The 18,638-nt window shown below is 42.2% G+C and carries 11 protein-coding genes and 1 pseudogene; 8 read left to right on the forward strand and 4 right to left on the reverse strand.

The window, feature by feature from the left end:
* Window positions 1–278: 278 nt before the first annotated feature.
* The 8 genes and pseudogenes from DWW10_RS21025 (at window position 279) to DWW10_RS21060 (ending at window position 9,754) form a co-directional block, all read left to right on the forward strand.
* The gene (locus DWW10_RS21025; protein ID WP_182021498.1) at window positions 279–2,273 is read left to right on the forward strand and encodes an NPCBM/NEW2 domain-containing protein; all 1,995 of its coding nucleotides are present in this window, start codon (window positions 279–281) and stop codon (window positions 2,271–2,273) included.
* A gap of 22 nt (window positions 2,274–2,295) precedes the next feature.
* A complete protein-coding gene (locus tag DWW10_RS21030) occupies window positions 2,296–3,375 on the forward strand; it encodes a CehA/McbA family metallohydrolase (RefSeq protein ID WP_022393785.1) in 1,080 nt (359 codons plus the stop codon).
* 24 nt (window positions 3,376–3,399) lie between these two features.
* Entirely contained in the window at window positions 3,400–4,002 is a 603-nt protein-coding gene (locus DWW10_RS21035) for a hypothetical protein (protein WP_022393784.1), read from the forward strand.
* A 153-nt stretch (window positions 4,003–4,155) separates the two neighbouring features.
* Window positions 4,156–4,320: pseudogene (locus DWW10_RS21040) on the forward strand (ATP-binding cassette domain-containing protein); the annotation flags it as partial.
* A 69-nt stretch (window positions 4,321–4,389) separates the two neighbouring features.
* A complete protein-coding gene (locus DWW10_RS21045) occupies window positions 4,390–5,598 on the forward strand; it encodes a glycoside hydrolase family 27 protein (RefSeq protein ID WP_022393782.1) in 1,209 nt (402 codons plus the stop codon).
* A 22-nt stretch (window positions 5,599–5,620) separates the two neighbouring features.
* Entirely contained in the window at window positions 5,621–6,793 is a 1,173-nt protein-coding gene (locus DWW10_RS21050; RefSeq protein WP_022393781.1) for a purple acid phosphatase family protein, read from the forward strand.
* 31 nt (window positions 6,794–6,824) lie between these two features.
* Entirely contained in the window at window positions 6,825–8,978 is a 2,154-nt protein-coding gene (locus DWW10_RS21055; RefSeq protein ID WP_022393780.1) for a glycoside hydrolase family 97 protein, read from the forward strand.
* Between the two features lie 71 nt (window positions 8,979–9,049).
* Window positions 9,050–9,754, forward strand: coding sequence for an SGNH/GDSL hydrolase family protein (locus DWW10_RS21060; RefSeq protein WP_022393779.1), 705 nt, complete (start codon window positions 9,050–9,052; stop codon window positions 9,752–9,754).
* Between the two features lie 93 nt (window positions 9,755–9,847).
* On the opposite strand, the gene DWW10_RS21065 is transcribed toward DWW10_RS21060, so the two are convergent.
* From DWW10_RS21065 to dnaJ, 4 genes are all read right to left on the reverse strand, one after another.
* Window positions 9,848–11,176, reverse strand: a complete 1,329-nt coding sequence (locus DWW10_RS21065; protein WP_118220547.1) for a RagB/SusD family nutrient uptake outer membrane protein — start codon at window positions 11,174–11,176, stop codon at window positions 9,848–9,850.
* A 20-nt stretch (window positions 11,177–11,196) separates the two neighbouring features.
* Window positions 11,197–14,463, reverse strand: coding sequence for a SusC/RagA family TonB-linked outer membrane protein (locus DWW10_RS21070; protein ID WP_118422176.1), 3,267 nt, complete (start codon window positions 14,461–14,463; stop codon window positions 11,197–11,199).
* Window positions 14,464–14,505: 42 nt separating this feature from the next.
* Window positions 14,506–17,133 (reverse strand): zinc-dependent metalloprotease, encoded by a 2,628-nt coding sequence (locus tag DWW10_RS21075; protein ID WP_022393776.1) that lies wholly within the window; start codon window positions 17,131–17,133, stop codon window positions 14,506–14,508.
* Window positions 17,134–17,450: 317 nt separating this feature from the next.
* Complete coding sequence (gene dnaJ, locus DWW10_RS21080) at window positions 17,451–18,632, reverse strand: molecular chaperone DnaJ (RefSeq protein WP_022393775.1); 1,182 nt, start codon at window positions 18,630–18,632, stop codon at window positions 17,451–17,453.
* Window positions 18,633–18,638 lie beyond the last annotated feature (6 nt).

Below are 18,638 nucleotides of genomic sequence, written 5' to 3' on the forward strand. Positions count from 1 at the left end.
TGAAAAAACGTTTTAGGTTCATCCGGTTTAGGTGGTTTTGATATTCTGTTTACCCTACACGGTAACTCCATTTACATGCCGAAGTAAAGGCCGTTACATACCGAGGTAAAGAGCGTTACAATAAGGGGTAAAGGCCGTTACATGCGGCGGTAAATGCTTTTACATCGATATGAAAATGCCGGTAAATGCAATGTCTTGATAAATAGAATTATAGATAAACTACATCTTTGTCGGATGAACCATATTTTGAAATGTAATTTATTAGAATTAAGAAAAATATGAAGATGAAAAAGTGCGCGGCATTCTTAGCCGTGATGTTGATAGGGGCCTGGAGTTTACAGTCTTGTGACAACGGACCTACTAAAGAAGTCTGGTTAGACGAATTCGGACAAGACTCTTGCTATGTTCAGGATTGGGGAATGGTAGAAATTAATCGTTCTGTAGTGCATACACCGCTTACGGTGAATGGAGTGGTTTATGAACGTGGACTTGGTTCCCATTCCATTAGTCGTTTGCTATACGATCTTGGTGGCAAAGCTGTATCAATTTCCGGTTTGGCTGGTGCTGACGACAAGAACTTGTTTGCCGGTAAACTCCAATTCAAGATTCTTGGTGACAAAAAAGAACTCTGGAAGAGTGGTGTCATGAAGAAGGGAGATCCTGTAAAGGAATTCAATGTGAATCTGAAAGGGATCGACAAAGTTTTGCTATTGGTAGAAGAGTGTGGAGATGGTATCATGTACGACCATGCAGACTGGTTGAACGTGAAGATCACTACCCGTGGAGATGTAAAACCGATTCCTGCATGGGCAAAACCGGTTGCCAAGGAAAAGTATATCCTGACACCGCCGGCTCCTGAGACACCGGTCATTAATAACCCGTTAGTCTTTGGTGCACGTCCGGGAAATCCGTTCTTGTGGTCGATAATGGCTACTGGTAACCGTCCGATGACGTTTGAAGCTACGGGACTTCCCGAAGGTGTGAAATTGAATCCGGCTAATGGACATATCACAGGTAAAGCTACAACGAAAGGTGAATACAAGGTACAGTTGAAGGCTACCAATGATAAAGGTACAGCAGTAAAAGAAGTGACAATCAAAATCGGTGATGAGATTGCTTTAACTCCTTCAATGGGTTGGAATAGCTGGAATTGCTGGGGACTTTCTGTAAACGATGAAAAAGTACGTGATGCTGCCCGTATGATGAATGAAAAACTGCACTCTTACGGTTGGGAATACGTGAATATCGATGATGGATGGGAAGCTGCGGAACGCACTAAACAAGGTGAACTTCTTCCTAATGAAAAATTCCCCAGCTTTAAAGAATTGACAGACTATATTCATGGCTTGGGTCTGAAATTCGGTATTTACTCTTCTCCGGGTGCTACTACCTGTGGTGGTCACTTAGGCAGTTATCAGCATGAAGAAATTGATGCTAAAACCTGGGCCGGTTGGGGGGTAGATTACCTGAAATATGACTATTGCGGTTATTTGGAAATAGAAAAGGATTCTGAAGAGAAAACAATTCAGGAACCGTATATCGTGATGCGTAAGGCATTGGATAAAGTAAATCGTGACATCGTTTATTGTGTAGGTTACGGAGCTCCCAACGTATGGAATTGGGCTGTGGAAGCCGGTGGTAATCAATGGCGTACTACCCGTGATATTACGGATGAATGGAATGTGGTAACAGCTATCGGTACTTTCCAGGACGTGTGTGCTGAATCTACAGCTCCGGGACGGAATAGTGATCCTGATATGTTGGTAGTTGGCAGATTGGGACAAGCCTGGGGTACTAAAGTACATGATTCTTACCTGACCGCAGATGAACAATATTCTCATATTTCTTTATGGTGTCTTCTTTCTGCTCCTTTGCTGATAGGTTGTGATATGGCGAATATTGATGATTTTACGCTGAATCTGCTCACTAATAATGAAGTGATCTCTGTTAGCCAGGACCCGATGGTAGCTCCTGCTAAGAAAAGGATAGTGGAGAATGGACAAATCTGGTCTAAGAAGTTGCATGATGGTTCCTATGCAGTAGGTTTCTTCCATGTAGATCCTTACTTTATTCTTTGGGATCAGGATGATGCTGAAGCTATGCAAATGCGTGAGTATGACTTCAATTTTGATTTGAAACAGCTCGGTATTGATGGTAAAGCAATGGTTCGCGATTTGTGGAGACAGAAAGATCTGGGAGAGGTAAATGGTAGTTTCCAGACAAAAGTACCTTATCATGGAGTCACTTTGGTGAAGATTACTCCGACAAAGTAAAAATCTGCAAAATAACAAAAGCATGAAAAAGTTATATCTATCCTTAGCTTTTTTATCGACTTTCACTTTCCAGGTCTCTGCACAACTGCAGGGCCTGGATGTAGTGAAGGTTCCGGAGGCACAACAGCCTTATTCGGGAGAATATGTCTATATCCCTGATGTAGACGGTTATAAAACTTTGAAGTGTGATTTTCATACTCATACCATTTTTTCAGATGGCGATGTGAAGCCGGAAAACCGGGTATGGGAGGGCGCTATCCGTGGACTGGATGTGATTGCTATAACGGATCACATTGAATATCGTCCGAACAAATTCATTACGGCTGACCATAATGAGTCTTATAGACGGGCGAAGACAGTAGAGGAGAGTTCTAATCTGGTCGTGATACCGGGTGCTGAAATAACCCGTTCCAAGCCATTGGGACATATCAATGCTCTTTTTTTGAAGGATGCAAATGCTTTGGATGTAGAAGATCCGTTGGTAGCAATTGATAATGCTTTGGAGCAAGGTGCTTTCATCATGTGGAATCATCCCGGATGGCCGAATGACACGAGTACTATTTATAAGGTTCATAAAGACCTGATTAAGCAGAAGAAAATACATGGTGTGGAGTTGGTGAATGGCTTTGAGTATTATCCGAAAGCTTTCAACTATTGTAAGGAGTATAACCTGACGTATATGGGTAATACTGATATTCATGGTGTGTATAAACAGACCTATCGTACTGATAAGCAATATGGTCCGATGACTATAATCTTCGCCAAGGAACGTTCCCATGAAGGGGTGAAAGAAGCATTATTTGCCGGACGCTCTGTGGTGAAATTTGGGGATATTCTGATTGGAGCTGAAAAGAATCTGACTGCTTTGGTAAAGGCTTGCCTGGCATATGAGGTGAAGGAAGTGAATGGTAATCAGGCATTAGTTAAAGTAGTGAATAAATCGACACTGAACTTTGAAATCTTACTGGATAATAAAGCGGGTACTATTTTAGGAAATGCTACAGTTGAATTTAAGGTTTGTTTAAACGACAAAATAAAGTTTACTAATACTTATATTACGGATAATAGCCAGTTGGTGATTGATGTGGCGTCTTTGAAATAAAACTCGACTTTAATTAAAAAAACTATGAAAAACTTACGGAAATATACTTTGGTATTGTACGTAGTTATCTGCACTTTATTATCAAGTTGTGCAGATGGTCTTTTAGTGAATACGAACCCTATATTGGCCCTTGAGAAGAGTGACAATAATGGCGAATTTACCATTTTGGCAGCTAAGCAGTGGTATGAAAATATCCAAGTGCCGGAAATAACAAATAATTTTGCTGGTGGAGAAGAGGGAGAAAAGATATATCCTTATTGGGACATGGCTATAGTAAATACTAAAGGGCGTTTTGAGGCTGTTGAAGCACCTATTATTGTAAAGAAGAGATATATTAATGTTGATAGTCTGACTTATAAGAAGTGGGATATGGACATAAAGACGGACTATGCACTTGCTGTCAAGATTGTTGTTTTGAAAGATAATGTAACGAATCATGTTAGGAGCTTTATCATGGAAATTGTAGGGACATACGAATATATGCAAAAGGGAACTATATATAAGAATAACTATTTATTCCGTGATCCTGAACTTGAAGGTATTGTGATGTTTTATACTTTAAAAGGTAAACCTATTAATGGTTGGAGATATGCAAGAGGAAAAATAATTAAGAAGATACTACCATAGCAGGATTCAAAGATTTTATATTCATACATGTGATTGATCTATAAGTAACAAACAGCAAAATGAAAAAGATAAAATGCAATTTCTGGACTGCTTTCTATCATATGGAAAATAATAGCAGAAAATACCCTCATCTTAATCTAAAATTATAATGTTATGATAAAGCTGGTAGACGTAAATAAAACTTTTCGCACTCAGGAGATCGAAACCCATGCTTTGTGTAATGTAAACATGGAAATACAAGATTCCGAGTTTGCATCTATAATGGGGCCTTCAGGATGTGGGAAAAGTACATTATTGAATATCCTTGTATTAGATGATAAGACCTAATATTATAATGAATAATGTAAATATATAATAATGATTTTTTAATAAAAAAACAATCGTATTATGAAGAAAAGAATTTTGTGTTTTTTGTTTGTGGTGTGTACGTTCATTATTGTTCGTGCTGATGGTGCCGATTCACTGGCCTTGACTCCTCCTATGGGATGGAATAGCTGGAACTGTTTTAGTTGCGATGTCAATGAACAGCAGATACGGGATATGGCAGATCTGATTGTTGCGAATGGTATGAGAGATGCAGGCTATACCTATGTGAACGTTGATGACTGCTGGCAAGTGGGTCGCGATGCGGATGGGAGTATTGTGGTTGATTCAGTACGTTTTCCTTCCGGTATAAAAGCATTGGCAGATTATATACATTCCAAAGGATTGAAGTTTGGTATTTATTCTTGCGCAGGGTCATTGACTTGTGCCGGACGTCCGGGAAGTCGTGGCTATCAGTTTCAGGATGCCCGTACCTATGCTGAGTGGGGAGTGGATTTCCTGAAGTATGACTGGTGTTTTGATGAGGCTCAAAGTCCTCAGGGAGCTTATCGTACTATGCGTGATGCTTTGAAAGCCAGCGGCCGTCCCATTGTATTCTCTATTTGTGAGTGGGGAAGTAGCAAACCGTGGACATGGGCAAAAGGAGTAGGACATTTGTGGAGAACTACGGGGGATATTATCAATGCTTTTAAAGGTACGGTACACTGGGGAGGATGTAGTGTAGTGGATATCATTGATAAGAATGCAGACTTATATCCTTATGCCGGTCCGGGACATTGGAATGATCCTGATATGCTGCAAGTAGGTAATGGAGTACTCACCCCCGAAGAGAATCGTTCACATTTTACCATGTGGTGTATGTTGGCGGCTCCACTGTTGGCTGGGAATGATTTGCGGACCATGGATAAAGAAACACAGGCTATTCTGATGAATAAAGACGTGATAGCTGTGAATCAGGATAAGTTGGGTATACAAGGACGTCGTTACATGAAAATAGAACAACATGAAATCTGGGTAAAACAGTTGTCTAATGGAGAAGCTGCTGTATGCTTTTTCAATCGTGATGAGCAACCATGGACATTTGAGTATAAGTTTGGAAAAGACAAATCTCACCTTCACTTTGCAGATATCAGACTCTGGGAATTGGAATATGATGTATACGATATCTGGAACAAGAATAAATATCTTGGAACTTCCAGCGATAATCTAAGCTTCAAGGTTCCTGCACATGGCGTTGTATTGGTAAAGTTGGCTCCTAAAAATAAAAAATGAATATAGATAAAAATTGATTGTGATGAAAAGATTTTTATTCAGTGTAATATGTATGCTTTTGGCTTTTGCCGGATTTGCCCAGGAACAAATCACGATAAAACATGGCCCGTATCTTCAGAACCTGAAAGAGACGGAAACTACTATTGTATGGGTGGCTAATAAAGCTTCTGTTGGTTGGGTGGAAGTGGCACCCGATGATGGTACAAGCTATTACCGCTTTGAACGTTCCAGGTTTTTTGATTCTACGAATGGGGTGAAGAATGTTTCGGAATTGCATGCAGTTCGTATCACCGGTCTTAAACCTGGTACCAGCTATCGCTATCGTATTTACTCCCAAGAGGTTCTGGAACGTAAAGGAGAAGAAATCGTTTATGGCAATGTTGCAGCTCCCAGTATTTATGATAAGCGTTCATTGAAATTTACGACAAATGATCGTAATAAGCCGGCAACCTCATTTATTATGTTGAATGATATTCATGGTAATACGGATTATATTCCGAAACTGCTGAACAATGCTGGTTTTAAAGAGACGGATATGATCATCTATAATGGTGATATGATGAATTGGCTGATGGATGAAGAAGACCTGTTCAAGGGCTTTATGGATGTTACCGTAGATTTGTTTGCTACTCATAAGCCTATGTATTACGCCCGTGGAAACCATGAAACACGTGGTTTGTTTGCTGCTTCTTTTCAGCACTATTTCTCCCCTAAGGAACCGCACTTGTATTTCTTGTTGAGACAAGGTCCGGTTTGTTTCATTTTTCTGGATACAGGTGAGGATAAGCCCGATTCTGATATAGAGTATCACGGCATTACAGACTATGATAATTACCGTACTGAACAAGCCAAATGGCTTTCTGAAATTGTGAAATCTCCTGATTTTTTGGATGCGAAATTCAAAGTGGTCATCGCCCATATGCCTCCCCTACCTGATCAGGACTTGTGGCATGGACAAGGAGAAGTTTTGGAAAAGTTTGTTCCCATCCTGAATGATGCGCAGGTGGATGTTATGTTGAGTGGGCATCTGCATCAGTATTTTAATAATAAGCCGACTGATAAAGTTCACTTTCCGGTTATTGATAATTCCTCAAATACAGTACTTAAAGGAGTAATAGAAGGGAATCAACTGAATATGGAAGTGAAGAATATGAATGGAGAGGTGATAGATAAAATTTCTATTATGGCAAAGTAGTGAATCATTTTACTTTAAATCTATGAATAGTATGAGTTTTGTATCAAAAAGTTTTTTTAGTTTTTTATTGTTTGTATGGGTGTGTGGAGCAATGATGGCTGAAAGTATTACTTCACCGAATGGAAATCTTCATTTAGATTTTACTGTAAATGCGCAGGGAGAACCGGTATATCAGCTTTTCTATAAAGGCAAGGCTGTAGTGAAACCTTCAAAATTGGGCTTGGAATTGAAAGATGATCCCGGACTGATGAGTAATTTTACATTAAGCGGTACTGATACTTCAACTTTTGATGAAACCTGGAAACCGGTGTGGGGAGAAGTTGCGCAGATTCGTAATCACTATAATGAACTGGCTGTGACTCTGGAACAGAAAGCTCAGAATCGTAATATGATTATTCGTTTCCGGCTTTACAATGATGGTTTAGGATTCCGGTATGAATTCCCATTGCAAAGGAATCTGAACTATTTTATAGTGAAAGAAGAACATACCCAGTTTGCCATGACTGGCGATCATCTTGCCTTTTGGATACCGGGTGACTATGATACACAGGAGTATGACTATACTGAGTCTAAATTATCGGAAATACGGGGTTTAATGGAAAGTGCCGTAACGGTAAATGCTTCACAATTCGTATTTTCTCCTACAGGGGTTCAAACCTCCTTACAGATGAAGACGGATGATGGCATCTATATCAATTTGCATGAAGCTGCTTTGGTCGATTACTCCTGTATGCACCTCAACTTGGACGATAATAATCTGATATTTGAGTCCTGGTTGACACCTGATGTCTTGGGTAACAAAGCTTATATGCAAGCTCCTTCTAAAACTCCTTGGCGTACTATTATAGTCAGTGATGATGCACGGGATATTCTGGCATCAAAACTGACTTTGAATCTAAATGAACCTTGTGCTTATAAGGATGTCTCTTGGATTAAGCCGGTGAAGTATATCGGCGTCTGGTGGGAGATGATTACAGGCATGAAGTCATGGAGCTATACAGATGAGTTGCTTGCTATGAGATTCGGTGAAAACGATTATACAAAGATCAAGCCAAACGGCCGTCATGCTGCCAATAATGAGAATGTGAAAAGATACATCGATTTTGCAGCCGAACATGGCATGGATCAGGTCTTGGTGGAAGGTTGGAATGAAGGTTGGGAAAGTTGGGGAGGAAGTTCCAGGGATTTTGTCTTTGATTTTGTTACTCCTTATCCTGATTTTGATGTAAAAATGCTGAATGATTATGCCCGGAGTAAAGGAGTAAGATTGATGATGCATCATGAAACGTCGGCTTCCGTCCGTAACTATGAACGTCATCTGGATAAAGCTTATCAATTTATGGCAGATCATGGCTATAATTCCGTGAAAAGTGGATATGTTGGTGATATCATTCCTCGTGGTGAGCACCATTACGGGCAATGGATGAATAATCATTATCTATATGCAGTGAAGAAAGCTGCTGAGTATAAAATCTGTGTAAATGCCCATGAAGCAGTACGTCCTACTGGCTTGTGCCGTACTTATCCGAATCTGATAGGTAATGAATCTGCTCGTGGTACTGAGTTTGAACCTTATGATGGGAATAAACCCTTTCATACTACATTGCTTCCTTTTACCCGTCTAATAGGTGGCCCGATGGATTATACTCCCGGTATTTTTGATATCTGCCTGACATTCCTGAATCGTGAAAATCATGGTCAGATTCATACGACTCTAGCTAAGCAACTGGCTTTGTATGTCACTCTTTACAGTCCGTTGCAGATGGCGGCTGACCTGCCGGAAAGTTACGAACGTCATTTGGATGCTTTCCAATTCATTAAAGATGTTGCTGTTGATTGGGATGACAGTAAATATCTTGAAGCTGAACCGGGCGATTATATAACCGTAGCTCGTAAAGCTAAGGGTACAGGCAACTGGTTTGTGGGTGGCATTACGGATGAAAATGCCCGTGTCTCTACTTTTACCCTCGACTTTCTGGAACCCGGAAAAGAGTATGTAGCAACGCTGTATGCTGATGCTAAAGATGCTGATTATGAAAAGAATCCTACTGCCTATCAGATAAAGAAAGGTATTGTAACCAATAAGACTAAAATATCTGTAAAGATGGCACGTAGTGGTGGATTTGCTTTGAGCTTGATTGAGGCTATGGCAGTAGATAAAAAGGCTGTGAAGAAATGGAAGTAAAGTAGTGAAAGAAACAATTTCTTTGCAGGAATCTTTTTATCTTTGCATATCCTAATAATTAATATCTAAGTATGAAAATGAAAAGATTAAAACAATGTTTGTTGTTAATTACTATTCTGGGAGGATTATCAATCAGTGAGGCATATGCTCAAAAGAACAATTTTGCCAATTTAGCTCGTTATGCAAAAGAAAACGCTGCACTTCCAAAGCCCGTAAAGAAAGAGAAAAGAGTTGTCTTCATGGGGAATTCCATTACGGAAGGGTGGGTGAGAACTCATCCGGACTTCTTTAAAACAAATGGCTATATAGGCCGCGGCATCAGTGGACAAACCTCTTATCAATTCTTATTGCGTTTCCGTGAGGATGTTATTAATCTTTCTCCGGCTTTAGTAGTCATAAATGCCGGAACTAATGATGTTGCTGAAAATGTAGGTCCCTACAATGAAGAGTATACATTTGGAAATATTATTTCTATGGTAGAGTTGGCTAAAGCAAATAAGATAAAAGTGATTTTAACTTCTGTGCTACCGGCAGCAACCTTTAAATGGAGACCGGAAATAAAAGACGTTCCTCAGAAAATTCAATCATTAAATGCCCGTGTAGCAGCGTATGCAAAAGCAAACAAGATTCCTTATGTGGATTATTACCAGGCGATGGTGTTGGATGAAAACGGAGCATTAAATCCTCAATATACGAAAGATGGAGTACATCCGACAAGTGAAGGGTATGATATAATGGAACCAATTATCAAAAAGGCTATCGAAAATACGCTTTAAAAGGATAGATAACTCACAATAAAAACCTCCTTTCTCAATTACCATAACAGGATGAGAAAGGAGGTTTTCTTATTTATCAATTCTACTTATTTATCAGTTCGACAACTCCGGATTAGCGGCTATCGCTTCTCTTGGAATTTGAATTGTATAACGCGAATCATCCTGTTCCAATACATAGGTTCCTCCCTTGAGCACTTTCTCAATACGGGGGCGGGTGGTACGGCGTAAGTCGAACCAGCGATGTCCTTCAAAAGCTAATTCACGAGCACGTTCATCCAGAATCTCCTGTATCAGGGCTTCCTTGTTCATTGCGTTCACGGCAGTTGCTTTTACTGTATATGCTTCCGGTGTATAGCGCTTCTGCATTAACTCCAGCAATCGGGTGCGTGCCTGAGGCAATTGATCCGATTGGGCTGCTGCTTCTGCCGAATTCAGGTACATTTCTCCCACCCGGAAAGAACAACGGAAATCATCTTTTCCGCTTTTTTGGCTGAAGCGATAACCATTCTTGTCGGCAGCTTTGAAATAAGCGTCCAGACGTAAATCGCCTTCTTTGTATAAAGAAGCTAAAGCTTCTGATAGAACAGCAGCCTGTGTGTAGTTGGAAGACATACCGCGCTCTAATGCAGTAATATTTTCTACAGACTGATAGTTGTTGGGCAGGGTATAAGTTTCTGCATTGAAATCTTCCAAGGTATTCTTTTCAGCAAGTATCGCTTCGGCTGCCTGATATGCATTGTCCCATTGTCCCATATATAAATATACACGGGCACGGAGAGCTTTTACAGATAAGGTTGTGAAACGATAAGAAAATTTCTGTTCCCAAGATTCTTTATTAATCAGTTTTTCAGCTTCGTTGATGTCTGCAATGACCGCTTCATAAATTTGTGCAACGGTATTCTTCTTCAGGATTTCATTGATATCGCTATTCAGCTTAAGCGGCACGGCTGTTGTCTCTAATGCTCCCGGACGGGTATAGGGCTGTCCGTAAAGATTTACCAACAGGAAATGCATGTAAGCACGGAGCAGATAACATTCACCAATCAATTGGTCGATGTCCTCTTCGCTCCCTTCATTGATGGATTTCCACTCTTCTATGGTATAGTTGACAGTGAACATGATGCTATAGAAGTTCTTCCACTCAAAGGCAGTGGTTTGTCCCGGCGCGCTGAAGTCATCCCAGCACTCAATTTTTCCGTAACGATCCTGTTCCCAACTATCGTCTTTCACATACAGTTCATCCGAACGAAAACAGGCGAGTCCTCTGGCATCGGGAACGGTCTTATAAGCTGTGGCAATCAGTGCTCTGTACTCAGCTAAAGTCTGGGGGATCACCTTTCCTGTAGGTTGAATGTCGAGCATATCACAAGCAGTCAGTAATACTACGCTGCTCATCAATAACATTATATATATCTTTCTCATTGTTTTAACTCTCTATAAAATTAAAAATTCAGGTTCAGGCTTAGGGTAACAGACTTCGGAGCCGGGGTTGCATACGCGTTGGACATCGTTTCCGGATCAAGATAATTCTTGTAACTTGAACCGAATACTAATAAGTTACGTCCTTCGATGGCAATTGTAGCGGAAGTCATACCCAATTTGCGGCTGAAATTAGTAGGCAATGTATACCCTAAACGGATGTTTTGCAGTCGCACGTAGTTCAGGTCTCTGATCCAGATATCCAGGTTACGGTATATTTCATTTTGGTTTGAATACCACATGTATTCATCCAGACGTTCATTCTGGCTCAGCAGAACAGGGAAGATTGTTTCCGTGTTTTCCGGAGTCCATCGGTTCAGGATATCACGGTTCGTATTGCGTCCTTTATCAAAGTCAACGATAGAGTAGGTGGGTTGGCTGCGCACTTTTCCACCGAAGTCGAAGCTGAAGTTGACACCCAGTTCAAATGCTTTGTATGTGAAAGTATTATTGAAGCCACCGGTATAAGGGCAGTCGGCTGTACCTACATAAGTGTAAAGTTCACGGCGTTCGCGGGCTGTCAGGTCAGTTGCTCCGAATCCCCATTCCTGCAATTTGAAGAATTCCATGGCCGATACGGCTTTTCCGTCTTTACCCTCAAACATCGGATAACCTTCTTCATCCAATCCGGCTGTTTTCAGGGCAAACAAGGCTCCTACAGGATATCCTTCGCGTCCCGGTTCCAAGGCATCTTCGCGCAGTGCTTCTTTCAGTATTTTATTGTTGTTGTATGCGAAGTTGAAGTTGGTGGTCCACATGAAATTCTTGGTGTGGATATTGCGTGTGCTAAGGGCAACCTCAACGCCCTGGTTCTGCATACTGGCCCAGTTGACGGTCAACATTTCAAAACCTGTTTCCAGTGGAAGCATTTGGGTTCCAATCAAGTCTACACCCTTACGATAATAATAGTCTACGCTCAGATTGATAGCCTGATTCAATACTGCAAAGTCGAATCCGGCATTTATGGAATGGGTTTTCTCCCAACGCAGTTTCTTGTTCGGTGCACCGGAAACGTCAATCATATCTTCCGACCCTCCCGGCAGGATATTTTCAATTCTGTAGTTACCCAGAAGGTAAGGAGAGGTGTTCTTGTCAATGTTTCCCTGCAAACCGTAGGATGCACGGACTACCAGATTGTCTATCCATTTGGCATTTGCCATAAAAGGTTCCTGAGAGATACGCCACAAACCACTGACTGAATATAATGGCAGATAACGGTATTTCTTGTCTACACCAAAAAGGTCGGAACCGTCAAAACGGATACTTCCGCCCAATGTATAGCGGTTCAGCAAAGAATAAGACAGGGTTGAGAAAGCAGATACATATGCATTCTCCACATGAGCCTTCTCGTGTAACTTGAAGGCCTGGCTTTCTTCCGGGAAGATTATCGGCTTTGTTGTCAGCGTCTTCCGGTCAAATCCATAACCGGCGCTATACAGCTTTTCCTCCCATGTCTTACGGATTTCTGTTCCCACCATTACTTCAAATTCATGGATGTCATTGTAGGTATCGCGATATTCTCCCATCGCTTTCCAAGTGAGCTGGGACAGTGAGTTTTCGTTAGCCTTATGGAATCCTCCTTCCGGCAGGTAAGTTACGCCATTATTACGATGATTCTTCTTCTCTGTACGCATCACATAACTTTCTTCTTCAGCGATTTTTTCGATAGAAGTTTTATCCAGTTGCAAACCGAGTTGGGTGGTGATTTTAAAACGGTCGTCAAATCGCAGTTCAGCGTCGAAGATAGATGAAAGGCCGTTAATGGTAGTTTGGTTACTCGTATTTTTCCGTTCTTCGAAGAGGTTAAGACCAAAATCCATATCCGTATCATCTTCTACATCCACATCGTAATTATAGTTGCCATTGGCATCATAAGGAGTGAAATAAGGATTTGCCAGACGTGAATAATAGATCGGGTTCGTCAGTCCCCGGTCATCCGGCAAATAAGTTGAGTTCTTACGGCGATTGGCAAACATGGAAGCACCGACTTTCAATATGCTGTTCACCTTATAGCTGGTCTTCATCACTAAATTCAGACGTTCGGCAGAGACATTGGGAATATTACCGTTTTCCTTCATATATCCGAAGGAAGTGTAATAAGTTGCCTTTTCGCTACCACCGGAAAGAGACAAGTTGTACTCCTGTGTAAATGCATCACGGAAGAGGATATCACTCCAGTCCGTATTAGTTGCCTTTAGTCTATTGATTGCACCTTGAGCATTGGAGGACAAAGCGTTCCAACCTCCGTCTTTGAAGTTTTTGAGTTCTCCCAATCCGGAGATAATGCGATATACCTCACCTTTGGTCTCTCTGTAAGGGTAGCCGGATTCCAGCAAGTCAAGTTCCAGACCTACTTTCTCTTCTGAATTCAATAGATTCAAGCGGTCTATATTCAACTTAGGAGAATATGTCAGCTTTGAAGAGAAGTTAATAACCGGTTTCCCGACTTTACCTTTCTTTGTGGTAATTACAATTACACCGTTAGCTGCACGGGCACCATAGATGGCAGTTGCGGCAGCATCTTTCAGAACGGTGATATTATCGATATCGGCAGGATTCAGACCGGCAATAGCGGTTTGACCTATGTTATCGATGTCTTTCAATACTTCCATATTGGGAATGTTCGTTCCTTCCAATGGAATACCGTCCAGTACCCACAAAGGGTCTTGCGTACCATTCAGAGAGGATGTACCGCGAATACGGATTTTGGCAGGAGCACCCGGAGTACCGGAAATGTTACTTACGGAAAGTCCGGCAATCTGTCCGGCCAATGCCTGGTCTATACTCTTGGTCGCACCCATCATCTGGTCCGAGATGTCGATTTTTGACACGGCAGCCGTTAGTTTACGGCGTTCTACTGTCTGATATCCCGTTACAACTACCGCATCAAGCATATGAGCCGAAGGTTGAAGAGTGATGTCATATTGTTTTTTGCCCGGAATGAGTTTTATTTCCACTACATCATAACCGACGTAGCTGCAATAAAAGCGGGTAATGCCATCCGGAATTGAAATAGAGAATTTACCGTCGATATCCGTAATGACACCAATAGTCGATTGATTATTCCCGTTTTTCTTCAGATCATCAGCCGTCACATAGACAGAAGCGCCTATGAGAGGCAAGTTATCCTCAGAAGAAATTACTACACCCTCTACTTGTCGCTCTGCGGCAAGGGCATAAGTGAGTGTTCCTATTAGTAATAGGAACACGACAGATAAGCGTCTTTTCATCCGTTAAAATAATAAAATTAATACTTAAATTGAAAACTGGTTTTAAAGTCCTAATGCTGTGTTGATACGGAGAATCATATCTTTATAATGATATTTGGTTGCCACATCCGATGTTCCCAGACGACTCTGGAGTAAATCCTTGATGCGGAGCAATTCCCCTCGTTTCACGGAAATGGCATCTGAGATGCGATTCAGCTGGGAACCGTAAAAGTTCAATTCGCGGCGGGCACCCATACGATCTGAATCCAGTGCGCGGTGAGCATGCTCGTCACAACTGCAAAGGGGGATTTGGTTATCCAGCAGGAAGTGGTTATCCATTAATTTTTTGTTGATTTTGACTCCTTCGCTTTCGGCAGCAGCTGTAATCAAGGCATCTACAAAGTTTTTCTGTAAGGTACGTGTCATGACATCAGGTAGTGCACCCCGCTCCGTGGTTGCGAAGATACTGCGGTGTAAACCGTCCATCAACTCTACGGCCGTGAAAGCCTTTTTACCATTCACTGCTTCGTTTTCGAGCATACGTACCAGGCGGTTATTGGATAAGAGGTCCCAAAGAATATAAGATTGGGCATTCTTCAATACTTGTGTCGGTGCATTTTCTACTATGCCCAGCGGAGTGTTGCGGAGCAAATAGGTATATTCACCCACTTCTGTGTCGAATAACCACTTCGGGTAAGTCAATACTTCATCAAGTAAGAATTTCAAAGCAGCCTGCTGCTTTTCCTTCTCTACAAAAGTGTAAGTTTTCTGACCGTCACCTACCACTGTATTTTCCATATAGATACCCCCTATGTTGGCAAGTACATGGTATAGATAATTATTCCATTGGTTGATCACTGCATAATATAAACGTGAAGCTTCTTCATACGTTTGTCCCTTCTCTCCGGTAGTTGTCCATTTGATAATTTCGGGGACAATCCGTTTCAGGTTTGCAATGCCATATTGGGAAGAACGTACGGCATCATCTCCCAGGTCTTCATTCTGTGCACGGGGATCTACGGCATCACGTACATCCTGCGCCTCACTGTATTTATAAAGACGGTCTGTATGGCGGCTCAGGAAATCATAAAGCAAATCCTTTTCTTCCTCCGGAGTTTCTTTACCATACCAGCGATAACCGTATTCGATGGCAAAAAGATCGTAAGGGCCGATATGCGGTGAGAGTGCAGTTATCCCGTCACCGGGTTGTGCCACGTAGTTGAAACGGGCATAATCCATGATGGAAGAAGAGGTAGAGTTCATCCGGTCGGTAAATGACTTAGAACGGAGTGAGTCCGTGGGAAATGCCCATGACCCCATCATGTTATGACGCAATCCTAAAGAGTGGCCTACTTCATGGCAGGCTACAAAACGCATGGCGTCACCCATCAGTTCATCGGATAATTTGATGCCGCGTGCTTCCGGGCGTACAGTACCTGTCTGTACGGTAATCCATTCCTGAAGCATATTCAGTACATTGTGCCACCACATGATGTCCGCTTCCAGAATTTCTCCTGAACGGGGATCCAGAATAGAAGGACCCATAGCGTTTGCCTTGGTTGAGGCTGCATAAGTCAGTACGGAATAGTTCACGTCGTCCATGTCTACCGTCATGCTGTCCGTAATATCTTTGGCGATGATGGCGTTCTTGAAACCGGCACGTTCAAAGGCAACCTGCCAGTCTTCGATACCTTGTTTGATATATTTGCGCCAACGATACGGTGTGGAATTCTCTATGTAGAATACAATCGGTTTAGCCGGTTCCACCAACTCACCACGCAGATAGCGCTCGCGATCTTCCGGTTTCGGTTCCAGGCGCCAGCGAGTGATGAACTGTTGTTTGCTAACCCGTTGTTGTCCGTCGCTATAGCTAAGCAAAGGATTGGTGAAGTAGCCTACACGGGCATTATCCAGACGACCGGTCATCGGTTTCTCCGGCAGTAACATCAGTGACGAACTTACTTCGACAGTTACATAGATGGAAGTTGTTCCTTCGGTCACTTTCGTTGTCAGTTCAGACGTAGCCACCACATTATTCTCGAATGACTTGATTGAGAGAATGCGTGACAAATTCTTGATGGAAGAGGTTCCCAGATTTATATTGGTAAATACATTGTTGATGCTTGTCTCTGTGCCATCATAAATATCATTCACTTTGATAACCATGGTGGTAGAGTCATTGTTGAATGCCTCGATCTTGAAGCCGGCTATCAATGGAGAAATGTAATTATCACGTACCGACTGGCTGATGGCATCTTCGGCAGGAGCGAGGGGAAGAGGGCGGCTTTGACGAATCAGCAACTTGTTTGTTGCCTTATCCAGTTCGAAGCGCACCATCTGGTTTTCATAATTGGTACCGCGGTTTACTCCGGCCTCATTCAGTTCGGAAGGGACACGTTGGAGCTTGTTCACTACCAGCATGTCTCTGCCCAGCAGGTTCGTCGGTACCTCAAAATAGTAATCGTTCTTTTTCTGGTACACATTGAACATACCACGGCGAATGGTGCTACCGTCTCCGGTCAGTTTCTTGTACTCGTTTTTTGATTTAACACTGTCGTTAGGTTCACTTTTCTTTTTCTTTCGGAACCATCCCATAGAATCGGGCGTAGAATTTACAGCATGCACTATAACAGGTTCACACATGAAAGCGCCTGTAGCCACTGTAGTCAGCAAAATTGTTTTAAGTTTCATCAGTTATTATCAATTATCATCATGCTCCCCTCTCTACTCATAGAATAGGGGACGGCAAAGATAGCAAAACTATCTATATGAACAGATAGCTGCAATTAGTTTTGACGTTTTTTCTTTTATAACTCAAAGAGTCTTTCAATTATAAAAAAACAGTATATGTTAAAGAAAAAGGCAAAGAGAGTTGACAAGTTGACAAGTTAACAAGTTGACAAGTTAACGAGTTAACAAGGGGCTACGCAATGCTTTTGTGCCGCATGGAGCCTTCTCCCCTTGTCAACTCGTTAACTTGTCAACTCTCTTTGCTGCTTAAAGTCGGCTTAGTCAAATAAACTCTTGAACTTCTTGAAAATCTTTTCTTTAATTGAAGTATTCGGTTTGAAATTGTCTGAGCCTTCCATTTCTTCGAGTGCTTTTTTCTCGTCTTTGTTAAGAGCTTCCGGTACATATACGCTAACATTTACTAATAAATCTCCCGTACCGTATCCGTTCACACTTGGCAGCCCCTTTCCGCGAAGCCGGAGTACTTTACCCGGTTGGGTGCCCGACTCAATCTTCACTTTCACCTTGCCGTCGATGGTGGGTATTTCTACCGCGCCACCTAAAGCAGCTGTCGGGAAGCTGAGAAGCAGGTTGTAAATCAAGTCGTTTTCGTCGCGGATCAGTTCTTTATCCTGCTCTTCCTCTACAAGAATCAACAAGTCACCCGGAACGCCATTGTGCTTACCGGCATTTCCTTTGCCGTTCATAGAAAGCTGCATACCCTCCATTACACCTTTAGGTATATTCACGCTTACTACTTCTTCACCGTAAACAATACCTTCTCCGGCACACACTTTACATTTATTCTTGATGATTTTTCCTTCGCCACCACAAGTAGGGCAGGTAGTACGTGTCTGCATCGTACCGAGGATGGTCTGCTGGTTGCGAATCACCGAACCGCTACCTTTACAGGTCGGGCAAGTTTCCGAACCGCCGTCACCTTCAGCACCCGAACCATGACAATGGTCACAAGGAACGTACTTTTTCAGTTTGAATTTCTTTTCTACACCGGTAGAAATTTCTTTCAGGTTCAGTTTGACCTTTACGCGCAAGTCCGAACCGCGAAAACGCGCACGTTGCGAACTTCCGCCTCCGAAGCCTCCTCCGAAACCGCTGAAACCTCCTCCGAAGCCACCGCTATGTCCACCGAAGATATCTCCGAACATAGAGAAGATATCATCCATAGACATACCGCCACTGAAGCCTCCGAACGGACCACCGTTTCCGGCAGCACCACTCATTCCTGCATGACCGAATTGATCATAACGGGCACGCTTGTCCGCATTGCTTAGTACGTCGTATGCTTCTGCCGCTTCTTTGAATTTTTCTTCCGCCACTTTGTCACCCGGATTCTTGTCAGGATGATATTGAATGGCTTTTTTGCGATAGGCTTTCTTTATTTCCTCTACCGTTGCTGTCTTTTCGACTTCCAGTACTTCGTAGTAATCTCTTTTTTCCATATATAT

It is taken from the genome of Bacteroides intestinalis, from assembly GCF_003464595.1.
In the GTDB taxonomy this organism is placed as follows: Bacteria; Bacteroidota; Bacteroidia; order Bacteroidales; family Bacteroidaceae; genus Bacteroides; species Bacteroides intestinalis_A.

Excerpts from the sequence above, each read along its gene's own strand:
- DWW10_RS21045 (WP_022393782.1), top strand. The coding sequence starts at position 4,390 with ATGAAGAAAAGAATTTTGTGTTTTTTGTTTGTGGTGTGTACGTTCATT.
- DWW10_RS21035 (WP_022393784.1), top strand. The coding sequence starts at position 3,400 with ATGAAAAACTTACGGAAATATACTTTGGTATTGTACGTAGTTATCTGC.
- DWW10_RS21030 (WP_022393785.1), top strand. The coding sequence starts at position 2,296 with ATGAAAAAGTTATATCTATCCTTAGCTTTTTTATCGACTTTCACTTTC.
- DWW10_RS21065 (WP_118220547.1), bottom strand. The coding sequence starts at position 11,176 with ATGAGAAAGATATATATAATGTTATTGATGAGCAGCGTAGTATTACTG.
- DWW10_RS21070 (WP_118422176.1), bottom strand. The coding sequence starts at position 14,463 with ATGAAAAGACGCTTATCTGTCGTGTTCCTATTACTAATAGGAACACTC.
- DWW10_RS21050 (WP_022393781.1), top strand. The coding sequence starts at position 5,621 with ATGAAAAGATTTTTATTCAGTGTAATATGTATGCTTTTGGCTTTTGCC.
- DWW10_RS21025 (WP_182021498.1), top strand. The coding sequence starts at position 279 with ATGAAGATGAAAAAGTGCGCGGCATTCTTAGCCGTGATGTTGATAGGG.
- DWW10_RS21060 (WP_022393779.1), top strand. The coding sequence starts at position 9,050 with ATGAAAATGAAAAGATTAAAACAATGTTTGTTGTTAATTACTATTCTG.
- DWW10_RS21075 (WP_022393776.1), bottom strand. The coding sequence starts at position 17,133 with ATGAAACTTAAAACAATTTTGCTGACTACAGTGGCTACAGGCGCTTTC.
- dnaJ (WP_022393775.1), bottom strand. The coding sequence starts at position 18,632 with ATGGAAAAAAGAGATTACTACGAAGTACTGGAAGTCGAAAAGACAGCA.
- DWW10_RS21055 (WP_022393780.1), top strand. The coding sequence starts at position 6,825 with ATGAGTTTTGTATCAAAAAGTTTTTTTAGTTTTTTATTGTTTGTATGG.